The 13,731-nt window shown below is 68.8% G+C and carries 13 protein-coding genes; 1 reads left to right on the top strand and 12 read right to left on the bottom strand.

Annotated features, from left to right (window positions below):
• Window positions 1-120 precede the first annotated feature (120 nt).
• The gene (locus tag ACZ4M3_RS07745) at window positions 121-1,968 is read left to right on the top strand and encodes a glycosyl hydrolase family 18 protein (RefSeq protein WP_467730691.1); all 1,848 of its coding nucleotides are present in this window, start codon (window positions 121-123) and stop codon (window positions 1,966-1,968) included.
• A gap of 221 nt (window positions 1,969-2,189) precedes the next feature.
• Here the strand turns inward: ACZ4M3_RS07745 and ACZ4M3_RS07740 are convergent, their stop codons facing one another.
• The 12 genes from ACZ4M3_RS07740 to ACZ4M3_RS07685 all read right to left on the bottom strand — a co-directional run bounded on the left by ACZ4M3_RS07740 (window position 2,190) and on the right by ACZ4M3_RS07685 (window position 13,536).
• On the bottom strand, window positions 2,190-2,636 hold the full coding sequence (locus ACZ4M3_RS07740) for a DUF2550 domain-containing protein (protein WP_467730690.1): 447 nt from the start codon (window positions 2,634-2,636) through the stop codon (window positions 2,190-2,192).
• A gap of 128 nt (window positions 2,637-2,764) precedes the next feature.
• The gene (locus ACZ4M3_RS07735; protein WP_190183442.1) at window positions 2,765-3,139 is read right to left on the bottom strand and encodes a F0F1 ATP synthase subunit epsilon; all 375 of its coding nucleotides are present in this window, start codon (window positions 3,137-3,139) and stop codon (window positions 2,765-2,767) included.
• 129 nt (window positions 3,140-3,268) lie between these two features.
• A complete protein-coding gene (gene atpD, locus ACZ4M3_RS07730) occupies window positions 3,269-4,711 on the bottom strand; it encodes a F0F1 ATP synthase subunit beta (protein ID WP_190183441.1) in 1,443 nt (480 codons plus the stop codon).
• Window positions 4,711-5,640, bottom strand: a complete 930-nt coding sequence (locus ACZ4M3_RS07725; RefSeq protein WP_467730689.1) for a F0F1 ATP synthase subunit gamma — start codon at window positions 5,638-5,640, stop codon at window positions 4,711-4,713. The genes atpD and ACZ4M3_RS07725 overlap by 1 nt, the downstream gene beginning before the upstream one ends.
• A gap of 20 nt (window positions 5,641-5,660) precedes the next feature.
• Window positions 5,661-7,256 (bottom strand): F0F1 ATP synthase subunit alpha, encoded by a 1,596-nt coding sequence (gene atpA / locus ACZ4M3_RS07720; RefSeq protein WP_190183439.1) that lies wholly within the window; start codon window positions 7,254-7,256, stop codon window positions 5,661-5,663.
• 129 nt (window positions 7,257-7,385) lie between these two features.
• Window positions 7,386-8,201: a F0F1 ATP synthase subunit delta gene (locus ACZ4M3_RS07715; protein ID WP_467730688.1), complete on the bottom strand. Its 816-nt coding sequence runs from the start codon at window positions 8,199-8,201 to the stop codon at window positions 7,386-7,388.
• Window positions 8,198-8,737, bottom strand: a complete 540-nt coding sequence (locus ACZ4M3_RS07710) for a F0F1 ATP synthase subunit B (RefSeq protein WP_467730687.1) — start codon at window positions 8,735-8,737, stop codon at window positions 8,198-8,200. The genes ACZ4M3_RS07715 and ACZ4M3_RS07710 overlap by 4 nt, the downstream gene beginning before the upstream one ends.
• A gap of 43 nt (window positions 8,738-8,780) precedes the next feature.
• Window positions 8,781-9,014 (bottom strand): ATP synthase F0 subunit C, encoded by a 234-nt coding sequence (gene atpE / locus ACZ4M3_RS07705; protein ID WP_079429787.1) that lies wholly within the window; start codon window positions 9,012-9,014, stop codon window positions 8,781-8,783.
• Window positions 9,015-9,094: 80 nt separating this feature from the next.
• Window positions 9,095-9,934 carry a F0F1 ATP synthase subunit A gene (gene atpB, locus ACZ4M3_RS07700; RefSeq protein WP_467730836.1) on the bottom strand — a complete coding sequence of 280 codons (840 nt, stop codon included), beginning with the start codon at window positions 9,932-9,934 and terminating at the stop codon, window positions 9,095-9,097.
• Window positions 9,935-10,144: 210 nt separating this feature from the next.
• On the bottom strand, window positions 10,145-10,582 hold the full coding sequence (locus ACZ4M3_RS07695) for a hypothetical protein (RefSeq protein WP_467730686.1): 438 nt from the start codon (window positions 10,580-10,582) through the stop codon (window positions 10,145-10,147).
• Between the two features lie 285 nt (window positions 10,583-10,867).
• Window positions 10,868-12,202 (bottom strand): MraY family glycosyltransferase, encoded by a 1,335-nt coding sequence (locus ACZ4M3_RS07690; protein ID WP_467730835.1) that lies wholly within the window; start codon window positions 12,200-12,202, stop codon window positions 10,868-10,870.
• Window positions 12,203-12,306: 104 nt separating this feature from the next.
• A complete protein-coding gene (locus ACZ4M3_RS07685) occupies window positions 12,307-13,536 on the bottom strand; it encodes a serine hydroxymethyltransferase (protein ID WP_467730685.1) in 1,230 nt (409 codons plus the stop codon).
• Window positions 13,537-13,731: the final 195 nt, after the last annotated feature.

Here is a 13,731-nt window from a genome sequence, read left to right as displayed (position 1 = left end):
TTTCTACGCTCACCGGAACTGTGGTGAGCATGCCATAACAAGCAGGCTCACGGGCGGCGCAGGTCCCACCCCCATGCCGAAGTCGGCCCCGCGACTTCGACGGACCTACGGAGGACGACCTTGAGCACAGCACCCCCACCCCGCACCCGTCTCTTCAGGAGGCTCGCCGCAACGGTGGCCGCCTTCGCCCTGCCGGCAGCGGGACTCGTCGCCCTGGCCGGCCCCGCCCAGGCCGCCGGCTCCGCGACCGCGACGTACACGAAGGTCTCCGACTGGGGCTCCGGCTTCGAGGGCAAGTGGACGGTGAAGAACACCGGCACCACCACCCTGACCAGCTGGACCGTGGAGTGGGACTACCCCTCCGGCACCACGGTCACCTCCGCCTGGGACGCCACCGTCACCAGCTCCGGCACCCACTGGACGGGCAAGAACGTCGGCTGGAACGGCACCCTCTCCCCCGGCGCGACCATCAGCTTCGGGTTCAACGGCGCCGGACCCGGCGCGCCCAGCGGCTGCAAGATCAACGGCGCCTCCTGCGACGGCGGATCGACCCCCACCGACTCCCCGCCCTCGGCCCCCGGCACCCCCACCGCCAGCGGGGTCACCGACACCTCCCTGACCCTCGGGTGGAGCGCCGCCACCGACGACAAGGGCGTCAAGAACTACGACGTCTTCCGCGGCGGAGCCAAGGTCGCGACGGTCACCGGCACCAGCTACACCGACTCCGGCCTGACCAAGGGCACCACCTACAGCTACAGCGTCACGGCCCGTGACACCGCCGACCAGACCGGCCCCTCCTCCGGCGCCCTCTCCGTCACCACGACCGGCGGCGGCACCACGCCCCCGCCCGCCGGCGGCCCGGTCAAGCTCGGCTACTTCACCGACTGGGGCGTCTACCAGCGCAACTACCACGTGAAGAACCTGGTCACCTCCGGCACCGCCGCGAAGATCACGCACATCAACTACGCCTTCGGCAACGTCACCGGCGGCAAGTGCGCGATCGGCGACGCCTACGCCGACTACCAGAAGACGTACGACGCCGCGTCGAGCGTCGACGGCACCGCCGACACCTGGGACCAGCCCGTCGCCGGCAACATCAACCAGCTCCGCGAGCTGAAGAAGAAGTACCCCGGCATCAAGGTGCTGTGGTCCTTCGGCGGCTGGACCTGGTCCGGCGGCTTCGGCCAGGCCGCGGCCAACCCGGCCGCGTTCGCCGACTCCTGCTACAGCCTGGTCGAGGACCCCCGCTGGGCGGACGTCTTCGACGGCATCGACATCGACTGGGAGTACCCGAACGCCTGCGGCCTGTCCTGCGACACCAGCGGCGCGGCCTCCCTCAAGAACCTGCTCTCCGCACTCCGCGCCAAGTTCGGCGGCAGCAACCTGATCACCGCGGCCATCTCCGCCGACGGCTCCAACGGCGGCAAGCTCGACCTCGCCGACTACGCGGGCGCGGCCCAGTACGTCGACTTCTACAACGTCATGACCTACGACTTCTTCGGCGCCTGGGACGCCAAGGGCCCGACCGCCCCGCACTCCCCGCTCACCTCCTACGCGGGCATCCCGATCGCCGGGTTCAACTCCGAGGCCGCGATCACCAAACTCAAGGGCAAGGGCATCGCCGGCTCCAAGCTCAACCTGGGCATCGGCTTCTACGGGCGCGGCTGGACCGGCGTCACCCAGGACGCCCCCGGCGGCGCCGCCACCGGCCCGGCGCCCGGCACGTACGAGCAGGGCATCGAGGACTACAAGGTGCTCAAGGGCAGCTGCCCGGCCACCGGCACCATCGCCGGCACCGCCTACGCCAAGTGCGGCAGCAACTGGTGGAGCTACGACACCCCCGCCACGATCGCCGGAAAGATGGCCTGGACCAAGCAGCAGGGTCTGAGGGGCGCCTTCTTCTGGGAGTTCAGCGGCGACACCGCGAACGGTGAACTCGCGAGCGCCATCCACGCCGGTCTCCAGTAACCCCCACGCAGGAGCCGGTGCAAGACGAGGCCGGGGAGAAGGGTCCGCCCCCTTCTCCCCGGCTTCTGTTTCCTGACGCACCACTCGCACGGCTCGGCCCCGGGGGCCTCCCCGACGTCGCGCCGCTGCGCTGGGGTCACCTCTGGGGGTCCCCCTACGGAGTCCGGGGGAGGTAGCCGGGGGAGACTCCGTCCGGCGAGGCGATCCGGCTCCGGAGGCCCTCAGGCCACGTTCACCCGCTGCCCCGGCGGCGCCGCCTCCAGCCAGGCCAGGAAGCCGGTCAGCGCGTCCTCGCTCATCGCCAGCTCCAGGCGCGTCCCCCGGTGGGAACAGCCGAGCACGATGGCGTCGGACAGCAGCGCCAGCTCCTCCTCGCCCTCCGGGGCGCGCCGGGCCAGCACCTCGATGGAGGAACGCTCCAGCAGCCGACGCGGCCGCGGCGAGTAGCTGAACACGCGGAACCATTCGATCCGGTCACCGCTGTAGCGGGCGACCCCGTACACCCAGCCCTTGCCGGAGACGTCGGGCTCCTCGGTCACGCCCCAGCGCAGGCTGCAGTCGAAGGTCCCGCCGGACCGCTGGATGAGTCTGCGGCGCAGCCCGAAGACAAAGAGCCCGATCACCACCAGGGCTACGACCAGGCCGCTCACAAGCAGAGCGAGGAGCATCTTCACCGACCTCCTCGCTCATCGAATACAGCACACGAAAAACTGATCCGCATCGCCTCAGCCGCGACCCGCTCCGGAAAACTCCGGAGCGGACCGCGGCTGAGGACGCACACTATTCGGTACGGGGCTCAGTGCCCCGTTACCGCGCGCAGCCGGACATCGGCGCGACGCTCGGCGGCCGCATCGGCCTCCGCCTTCGCGCGCTCCAGTGCCCGCTCCGCCCGCTGGACGTCAATCTCGTCCGCGAGCTCGGCGATCTCGGCCAGCAAGGACAGCTTGTTGTCCGCGAACGAGATGAATCCGCCGTGCACCGCGACGACGACGGTGTTGCCGTCGCTGGTGCGGATGGTCACCGGGCCCGATTCCAGCACACCGAGAAGCGGCTGGTGACCGGGCATGACGCCGATGTCGCCCGACGTGGTGCGCGCGACAACAAGGGTGGCCTCGCCGGACCAGACATTGCGGTCCGCCGCGACCAGCTCGACGTGCAGCTCAGCAGCCAAGGTGGCTCCTCGGGTCACCACCCGGCGGGTCTGCCGGGTGTTGGGTCAAATTCTAATGGGCGTGGGGAGAGGGGCGGGACGTACCCCGCCCCTCTCCGTGAATCAGCTCTGCTCGCGAGGAGCGGGGCTTCAGGAGACGCCCAGCTCCTTGGCGTTGGCCTTCAGGTCCTCGATGCCACCGCACATGAAGAACGCCTGCTCGGGGAAGTGGTCGTAGTCACCGTCGCAGATCGCGTTGAACGCGGTGATCGACTCGTCGAGCGGAACGTCCGAACCGTCCACGCCGGTGAACTGCTTGGCGACGTGGGTGTTCTGCGACAGGAAGCGCTCGACGCGACGGGCACGGTGGACAACGAGCTTGTCCTCCTCGCCCAGCTCGTCGATACCGAGGATCGCGATGATGTCCTGGAGGTCCTTGTACTTCTGCAGGATCCCCTTGACACGCATGGCGGCCGCGTAGTGGTCCGCCGCGATGTACCGCGGGTCGAGGATGCGGGACGTCGAGTCCAGCGGGTCCACGGCCGGGTAGATGCCCTTCTCGGAGATCGGACGGGAAAGCACCGTCGTCGCGTCGAGGTGGGCGAAGGTGGTGGCCGGCGCCGGGTCGGTCAGGTCGTCCGCGGGGACGTAGATCGCCTGCATCGAGGTGATCGAGTGACCGCGGGTCGAGGTGATGCGCTCCTGCAGCAGACCCATCTCGTCAGCCAGGTTCGGCTGGTAACCCACCGCGGACGGCATACGGCCGAGCAGCGTGGAGACCTCGGAACCGGCCTGGGTGTAACGGAAGATGTTGTCGATGAAGAAGAGCACGTCCTGCTTCTGCACATCGCGGAAGTACTCCGCCATGGTCAGACCGGCGAGCGCGACCCGCAGACGGGTGCCCGGGGGCTCGTCCATCTGGCCGAAGACGAGCGCCGTCTTGTCGATGACGCCCGAGTCGCCCATTTCCTCGATGAGGTCGTTGCCCTCACGGGTACGCTCACCGACGCCCGCGAAGACCGACACACCGTCGTGGTTGTTGGCGACGCGGTAGATCATTTCCTGGATCAGAACGGTCTTGCCGACACCGGCACCACCGAACAGACCGATCTTTCCACCCTTGACGTACGGGGTGAGGAGGTCGATGACCTTGACGCCGGTCTCGAACATCTCGGTCTTCGACTCGAGCTCGTCGAAGCTCGGCGCCTTGCGGTGGATCGGCCAGCGCTCGGTCACCTCGGAGTTGGCCTCCGGGTAGTTGAGCACCTCACCCAGGGTGTTGAAGACCTTGCCCTTGGTGAAGTCACCGACGGGGACGGTGATGCCCTCGCCCGTGTCGGTCACCGCGGCCTGGCGGACCAGGCCGTCGGTCGGCTGCATCGAGATGGTACGGACGAGGCCGTCACCCAGGTGCTGCGCGACCTCGAGGGTCAGGGTCTTGAGCTTGCCGTCCTCGGCCGGGTCGGCGACCTGGACCTTGAGGGCGTTGTAGATCTCGGGCATGGCGTCGACGGGGAACTCCACGTCGACGACCGGGCCGATGACCCGGGCGACGCGGCCCGTGGCGGCGGCCGTCTCAACAGTGGTCGTCATTACTTGTCACTCCCCGCGGTCGCGTCAGCCATGGCGCTCGCGCCACCGACGATCTCGCTGATTTCCTGGGTGATTTCGGCCTGGCGGGCCGCGTTGGCAAGCCGGGAAAGACTCTTGATGAGGTCCCCGGCGTTGTCGGTGGCCGACTTCATCGCGCGGCGGCGGGCGGCGTGCTCGGAAGCGGCCGACTGCAGCAGCGCGTTGTAGATCCGGCTCTCGACGTAGCGCGGCAGCAGGGCGTCGAGGACGTCCTCCGCCGACGGCTCGAACTCGAACAGCGGAAGGATCTCGCCCTTCGCACCGCCCTCGTCCTGAGCCCCAGCGGATGTCTCCGCGAGGCTGAGCGGCAGCATCCGGCCGTCCACGGCGTTCTGCGTCATCATCGACACGAATTCCGTGTAGACGATGTGCAGCTCGTCCACGCCGCCCTCGGCCGTCTCCGTCTGGATGGCCTCGATCAGCGGCGCGGCGACGCGCTTGGCGTCCGCGTAAGCCGGGCTGTCGGTGAAGCCGGTCCACGAGTCCGCGATCTTGCGCTCGCGGAAGCCGTAGTAGGCGACACCCTTGCGGCCGACGATGTAGGCATCGACGTCCTTGCCCTCAGCGCGCAGCCGCTCGGTGAGCCGCTCCGCCTGCTTGATGGCGTTCGAGGAGTAGCCGCCGGCCAGACCGCGGTCGCTCGTGATGAGCAGCACCGCGGCGCGGGTCGGCGCCTCGACCTCGGTGGTCAGGGCGTGCTTGGTGTTCGAACCGGTCGCCACCGCGGTCACCGCACGGGTGAGCTCGGTCGCGTACGGCATCGATGCCGCCACCTTGCGCTGCGCCTTGACGATGCGCGAGGCGGCGATCATCTCCATCGCCTTGGTGATCTTCTTGGTCGCCGTGACGGCACGGATGCGACGCTTGTAGACCCGGAGCTGCGCTCCCATGAGTCAGGTCCCTTCCGTCGTCACTTGGAGACGTTGACGGCCGGAGCGTCCTCGCCCAGGAGCTTGCCGTCAGACGTCTCGAACTGCTGCTTGAAGGCAGCGATGGCGTCCGCGATCGACGTCAGGGTGTCGTCCGACATCTTGCCGCCCTCGGCGATCGAGGTGAGGAGGTCCTTGCGCTCGCGGCGCAGGTGCTCCAGCAGCTCGGACTCGAAGCGACGGATGTCGTTGACCGGGACGTCGTCCATCTTGCCGGTGGTGCCGGCCCAGACGGAGACGACCTGCTCCTCGACGGGCATCGGCTGGTACTGGCCCTGCTTGAGCAGCTCGACCATGCGCTTGCCGCGCTCCAGCGAAGCCTTCGACGCGGCGTCCAGGTCGGAACCGAAGGCGGCGAACGCCTCCAGCTCGCGGTACTGGGCGAGGTCGACGCGCAGTCGGCCGGAAACCTGCTTCATGGCCTTGTGCTGCGCGGAACCACCGACGCGGGAGACCGAGATACCGACGTTCAGCGCCGGGCGCTGGCCCGCGTTGAACAGGTCGGACTCCAGGAAGCACTGGCCGTCGGTGATGGAGATGACGTTGGTCGGGATGAACGCCGACACGTCGTTCGCCTTGGTCTCGACGATCGGCAGACCGGTCATCGAACCGGCACCCATCTCGTCGGAGAGCTTCGCGCAGCGCTCCAGCAGACGCGAGTGCAGGTAGAAGACGTCACCCGGGTAGGCCTCACGGCCCGGCGGGCGGCGCAGCAGCAGCGAGACGGCGCGGTAGGCGTCGGCCTGCTTCGACAGGTCGTCGAAGATGATCAGGACGTGCTTGCCGGCGTACATCCAGTGCTGGCCGATGGCGGAGCCGGTGTACGGCGCCAGGTACTTGAAGCCGGCCGGGTCGGACGCCGGGGCGGCGACGATCGTCGTGTACTCGAGCGCGCCGGCCTCTTCCAGGGCGCCGCGAACGGACGCGATGGTCGAGCCCTTCTGGCCGATGGCGACGTAGATGCAGCGGACCTGCTTGTTCACGTCGCCCGAGCGCCAGTTGTCGCGCTGGTTGATGATCGTGTCGACGGCAAGAGCGGTCTTGCCGGTCTGACGGTCACCGATGATCAGCTGACGCTGGCCACGGCCGATCGGCACCATCGCGTCGACGGCCTTGTAGCCGGTCTGCATGGGCTCGTGCACCGACTTACGGACCATGACGCCCGGGGCCTGCAGCTCGAGGGCGCGGCGGCCCTCGGTCGCGATCTCGCCGAGGCCGTCGATCGGGTTGCCGAGCGGGTCGACAACGCGGCCGAGGTAGCCCTCGCCGACACCTACGGAGAGAACCTCACCGGTGCGCTGCACCGGCTGGCCCTCCTCGATACCGCTGAATTCGCCGAGGACGATCGCACCGATCTCGCGCTCCTCGAGGTTGAGGGCGAGACCGAGGGTGCCGTCCTCGAACTTCAGCAGCTCGTTCGCCATGGCGGAGGGCAGACCCTCCACCTTCGCGATGCCGTCGCCGGCAACGCTGACCGTTCCGACCTCCTCGCGCGAGGCCGCGTCCGGCTGGTACGACTGGACAAAGTTCTCCAGTGCGTCCCGGATCTCCTCCGGCCGGATCGTGAGCTCCGCCATCTGGGTTCCCTGCTCTCCTTGTTGGGCCTGAAGCTTCTTAGGGGTCTGGGGGCGACCCCCAGGAATCTTCTGCAAGTTCTGCACGGCCCAACCGGGCCGCTAGGAATGCGTTGTTCTATTGGTGGCTGGTCAGCCGGCCATGCGGCGGGACGCCTCGGCGAGGCGGTCCGCGATGGTGCCGTCGATGACCTCGTCGCCGACTCGCACCGAGATCCCGCCGAGGACCGCGGGGTCCACGTCGAGGTTCAGGTGCATCTGGCGGCCGTACAGCTTGGCCAGCACCGCGCCGAGACGCTGCTTCTGCACGTCGCTGAGCGGAACCGCGCTGGTCACGGTGGCGACCATGCGGTCACGGCGCTCGGCGGCGAGCTTGGAGAGGGACTCGAGTCCCGCTTCCAGGCTACGTCCACGCGGGTGCGTGACGAGACGGATGACCAGACGCTCCGTGACGGCGTTCACCTTGCCGCCGAGCAGGCTGCGCAGCAGCTCGCTCTTGGCGGAGGCGGTCGCCGCACGGTCGGTCAGCGCGGAGCGCAGCTCGGTGCTCGAGGAGACGATCCGGCCGAACCGGAACACCTCGTCCTCGACGTTGTCGAGCGCACCCGCACGCTGGGCCGCCGTGAGGTCGGCGGTGGCCGCCAGCTCCTCCAGCGAGTCGACCAGGTCACGCGACTGCGACCAGCGGGACCGGGCCATGCCGGAGACCAGGTCGAGGGTTTCCCCGCTCACCTGGCCGCCCAGCAGGCGGCCCACCAGCTCGGCCTTGGCCTCGCCGGCCTGCGCCGGGTCCGTGATGACCCGACGCAGCGAGACCTCGCGGTCGAGCAGCGCGGTGACGGAGGCCAGCTCGTCGGCGAGCTTCGCCGCGTCGACGGACGTGTTGTCCGTCAGCGCGTCGAGGCGCTCGCGCGCGGCGGCCAGCGCCTCGCGGCTCGCTCCGTTCATCGGGCGGCCTCGGCCTTCTCCTCGAGCTCGCTGAGGAAACGGTCGATCGTGCGGCTCTGCCGGGCGGTGTCCTCGAGGGACTCGCCGACGAGCTTTCCGGCCAGGTCGGTGGCGAGCTTGCCCACGTCCTGACGGAGCGCCTGCGAAGCGGCCTTGCGGTCGGCCGCGATCTGGGCGTGGCCGGCAGCGATGATCTCCTCACGCTGCCGCTGGCCCTCTGCGCGCAGTTCTTCCTTGAGCGCAGTGCCCTGCTCCAGCGCTTCCTGGCGCAGGCGCGCGGCCTCGTGCCGGGCTTCGGCGAGCTGGGCCTTGTACTGCTCCAGCACGCTCTGGGCCTCGGTCTGAGCGGCCTCAGCCTTCTCGATACCGCCCTCGATCGCCTCGCGACGCTCGTCCAGAACCTTGTTGATGTTCGGGAGGAGCTTCTTCGCGAGGAAGCCGAAGACGATGACGAAGGCGATCAGACCGATGACGAGCTCGGGGATCGGCGGAAAGAGCGGGTTTTCCGTCTCTGCCGCGAGAACCAGGAGGTTCACATCAGTGCCTTTCGTCTAATGGGCTGTTCGTCGAGACCGAGGATCAGGAGGTCGGGTAGACGAACGGCATGACCAGACCGATCAGGGCGAGCGCCTCACAGAAGGCGAAGCCGAGGATCTGGTTGGCGCGGATCAGGCCGGCAGCCTCGGGCTGACGGGCGAGGGCCTGGGTGCCGTTGCCGAAGATGATGCCGACGCCGACGCCGGGGCCGATGGCCGCGAGACCGTAACCAACGGAGCTGAGGGAGCCGGTGACGGCGGCAAGGGTCTGGGACATGCCAGTTCTTCCTTCTCTTTCACGGACCGGTGGGGGTTGGCCACCGGACGAAATGGGGGGCTGAGCGGGGCGGGTCTGGCTCAGTGGTGCTCGGCGAGCGCGCCCTGGAGGTAGCTGCAGGCCAGGAGGACGAAGACGTACGCCTGGACAGCCTGGATGAAGAGCTCGAAGGCGGTCATCACGAGCACCATCACGAACGAGACACCCGCGTAGGCGATGCCGATCCCGTTCAGCAGGTACCAGCTGGCGATCGTGAAGAGCAGCAGCAGGGTGTGACCGGCGAACATGTTCGCGAACAGTCGGACCGCATGGGTGAACGGACGCACCAGGACGTTCGAGAAGAACTCGATGACCATCACCAGCGGCAGGACGCCGCCGAGGCTCTTGTCGTAGCCGGTCAGGTTCTTCAGGCCGCCGACGAAGCCGTGGCGCTTGAAGGTGACCGACATCCAGGTGAGATAGACCAGGAGGGCCAGAATCGCCGGGTAGGCGATGATCGAGGTCACCGGGAACTGCGCCACCGGAACGATCGACCAGACGTTCAGGATCCAGACGAAGAAGAACAGCGAGACCATGAAGGGGACGTACTTCTCGCCCTCCTTCTTGCCCAGCGTCTCGTAGACGATGCCGCGGCGCACGAAGTCGTAACCGGATTCGGCGACCATCTGCAGCTTGCCGGGGACGACCTTCGGCTTGCCGAAAGCAGCCCAGAAGAAAGCCACGATGATGATGCTGCCCAGCAGGGCCAGCAGCATCGGCTTGTTGAAGTACGCGTTGGTCAGGCCGGCTTTGCCCCACAGCGGCTCGAAGAGGAACGAGTGCAGGCCCGGGCCGGGGAAGCCACATCCTTCGAAGATGTGACAGTCGGTCTCGAAAGCGAGCACCTGCGTCGGGTCAGGACTCACCGCGGGCTCCTTCAGCGTGGCGCATGGGTACGGCAACCTCGTTGTGTCGGCGCGGCGCGCAGCCGCGGTTCGGCACTGGACTGGTGTAACGGATGTGGGGGCGGCGGTCAGGCATCGAGCCTCGCGATGGAACAGGCGTCAGCTCAGATGCCCGCGCCCGCAGTGCCGCAGTTTGAACCGGACGATAGCAGCATCTCGAACGCACACTTATCCCGGCCCTACCCCTCACGGCTTCGACCCCGGATTTCCGGGCTTGTCGCCCTTCGTGGAATCGGGTTCGACGTAAAGAATCTTGGCCTTCATGTGGGCCCGCGTCTGCGCACCGATCCACACGAGGGTGGTGGCGACGAGCGTGATCGCGAACGCCCGGGGGTGGAACAGTGTCGTGTTCTTGAACACGGCGAGAAAGACGAAGAGCAGCAGGATCTGAGCCGCGTAGAGCATGAGGCCCATCGCCTGGAACAGATGTGGCAGTGATTTCGCCGTGCGCTGCAGGATCAGGAACCCGAGACCCATGAACAGGATCACCACGACCGTCGCGATGACCGCTCCGACCGCACCCTTGCCGCCGACGATCGCACCACTGATCGCAGCGGCTACAGCGCCGGCGACGGCCGTGGGTACGGCGGTTTGCAGGAGGGATCGGACGTCATCTGACCGCATGGCGGTTTGCTCCGCGTGGTGGTGGGGGCACGGACTCGTACGGGACTCGTACGGGGACGAGCGTAAGCCCGGTCCGAGGCAGCGCCTCGGGCCAATGGACCGTCGCACTACGGTCCTTCGGCTCTGTCGCCGGGTTTAGTGAACGGTATCACAAAGTATTTGATGAGAGCTTTACCCGGGGAGTGTGCTGACTGTCACACATGAGGGCTAACCCGCCCGTGTGTGCAGGACAACGGGGCACCTTGTCTGGTAAAGGGCGTTCATGTCGGACATGCGCTCGGGGCGTCAGCGCGACGATCCCGCCTTACGCCGGTCGGGGAAGCGCGAACGGGGGCCAATGGCGGTCGCCCCGTTGACGCCGGAGACGCCCACCGCGATCGGCCTGGCCGGCTCCGGCTCCGTACCCGAGACATCCAGCGCGGCCGCCTCCGCCGCCCGTTCCGCGTACCGGTAGCGCGGCGGGACCAGTGCCTGCGCCCACCGCGGGGCGCGCGGGGTGAACCGCGGCAGGAGGAGCAGCACGAGGCCCAGGGCGCTCAGCGACGCGATGCCGAGCACGATCCACATCGAGGTGGAGTGCACCGAGTAGGCCACCGCCCCGAAGGCGATCAGGCCCGACCAGAAGTACATGATCAGTACGGCGCGGCTGTGGGAGTGCCCGAGCTCCAGCAGCCGGTGGTGCAGGTGCCCGCGGTCGGCCGCGAAGGGTGACTGGCCGTTCCAGGTGCGCCGGACGATGGCCAGGAACAGGTCCGCCATCGGGATCGCGATGATCGTCAGCGGCAGCACCAGCGGGATGAAGACCGGCAGCATCGCGTGCGTCGCGTTGCGCTCACCACCCGCGAAGAGCTTCAGTGTGTCCGGGTCCACCTGCCCGGTGATGGAGATCGCGCCGGCCGCCAGCACCAGGCCGATCAGCATCGACCCCGAGTCCCCCATGAAGATCCGGGCGGGGTGCATGTTGTGCGGCAGGAAGCCCAGGCACATGCCCATCAGGATGGCGGCGAACAGCGTCGCCGGCGCCGCCGACTCGATCCCGTAGCCGTACCAGATGCGGTACGCGTACAGGAAGAACGCCGCGGCGGCGATGCAGACCGTGCCGGCCGCCAGTCCGTCGAGGCCGTCCACGAAGTTCACCGCGTTGATGGTGAGCACCACGAGGGCCACCGTCAGCAGGTTGCCCTGCCAGGGGGTGACCGCGACCGTGCCCATGAAGGGCACCGGGATCCACAGGATGGTCAGACCCTGGATGACCATCACACCTGCGGCGATCATCTGGGCGCCGAGCTTGATCAGGGCGTCGATCTCGAACTTGTCGTCCAGCACGCCGATCAACCAGATCAGCGCAGCGCCGGACAGCAGCGCCCGGGGCTCGTTCGAGCCGGTGAACACCCCGTTCAGGTTCCGCAGGTGGTCGGCCACCAGCAGCCCCGCGCACAGACCGCCGAACATCGCGATCCCGCCGAGCCGCGGAGTCGGTTCCCGGTGCACGTCACGGGCGCGGATCTCCGGCATGGCCCCGACCGCGATCGCGAACTTCCGCACGGGCCCGGTCAGCAGGTAGGTCACCGCGACCGTGACGCACAGCGTCAGCAGGTATTCACGCACTGGCAGCCCCAGATGTATCGCCGGCCATCTCAGCCCCACACATTAGCCGCGATGTCACCGCTACCGAGGACGCGCGGGGTCCCTACCCCGGTTGCGGTACGTCCGGCTCGTCCGTGTTACGCCCCATAAGGAGGAAATCCACTGGCCAGCTCTGCGACCTCCGTACGGGTATGCGCCGTTTCCCCGCGCAGCGCGGCCCCGAACAGCCCGGCGATCCGGATCATCTCCGGCTCCCCCATGCCCTGGGTGGTCACCGCCGCGGTGCCCAGCCGGATCCCGCGCTGGTCCCCGTACGGCAGGGCGCAGGTGTCCAGCACGATCCCGGCGGCCGCGAGCCGGCCGCGGGCGGTCGGACCGTCGATGCCGAGGGGGGCCGGGTCGGCGCAGATGAGGTGGGTGTCGGTACCGCCCGTAGTGACGGCGAAACCGGCCGCCTCCAGCGCTTCGGCCAGCGTCCGGGCGTTGGCGACGACCCGGTGGGCGTACGTGGTGAACCCGGCTCCGGCGGCCTCGCCGAAGGCCACGGCCTTGGCGGCGATCGTGTGCATCTGGGCGCCGCCCTGGGTGAAGGGGAAGACCGCCCGGTCGACGCGCTCGGCCAGTTCGGCGGTGCACAGGACCATCCCGCCGCGGGGGCCGCGCAGCACCTTGTGGGTGGTCGCGCAGACGATGTCCGCGTACGGGACGGGGCTGGGGGCGGCCCCGCCGGCGACGAGCCCGATCGGGTGCGCGGCGTCGGCGATCAGGTACGCCCCGACCTCGTCGGCGACCTCCCGGAAGACGGAGTACTCGGGGTGGCGGGGGTAGCAGATCGAGCCGCAGACGATGGCCTTGGGCCGGTGCGCGCGGGCCAGTTCCTGCACCTGCTCGTAGTCGATCAGGCCCGTCTCGGCGTCCACGCCGTAGCCGACGAAGTCGAACCAGCGGCCGGAGAAGTTGGCGGGAGAGCCGTGGGTGAGGTGGCCGCCGTAGGACAGGCCCATCGCGAGGACCGTGTCACCGGGGCGCAGCAGCGCGGCGTACGCGGCCAGCACGGCGGAGGATCCGGAGTGCGGCTGCACGTTGGCGTGCTCGGCGCCGAAGAGGGCCATGGCCCGCTCCACGGCGACGCGTTCGGCGAGGTCCGCGTACTCGCAGCCGCCGTGGTGGCGGGCGCCCGGGTAGCCCTCGGCGTACTTGTTGGCGAGCGCGGAGCCGAGCGCCGCGAGCACGGCGGGCGAGCAGAAGTTCTCGGCGGCGATCAGCTGGAGGGAGCCGGCCTGCCGCTGGGCCTCCCCCGCGAGCACGTCGGCCATCTCCGGATCCTGCCGCCGCAGCAGGTCCGTGGGCGGGGTGATGACGCTCATGGCGCGGCTCCTGGTGCTGTCCCGGATACGGCCACTGTAGGCCCGCCCCCGCGATCGCGCCCCCGGACGCCGCCCCGGCCGCGCCGGGCCCCCGAGACCTCCCCGAACGGGCCCCTCGCGCCCCTCGCACCACTCGGCCCCGGAGGGCCTCCCGGGCATCGCGCCGCTGCGCCGGCCTCCGGCCGCCGGGCCGTC

It is taken from the genome of Streptomyces sp. NPDC026522, assembly GCF_055567555.1.
Note: the sequence above shows the minus strand (reverse complement) of the source record. Positions and strands in the feature narration are given on the sequence as shown.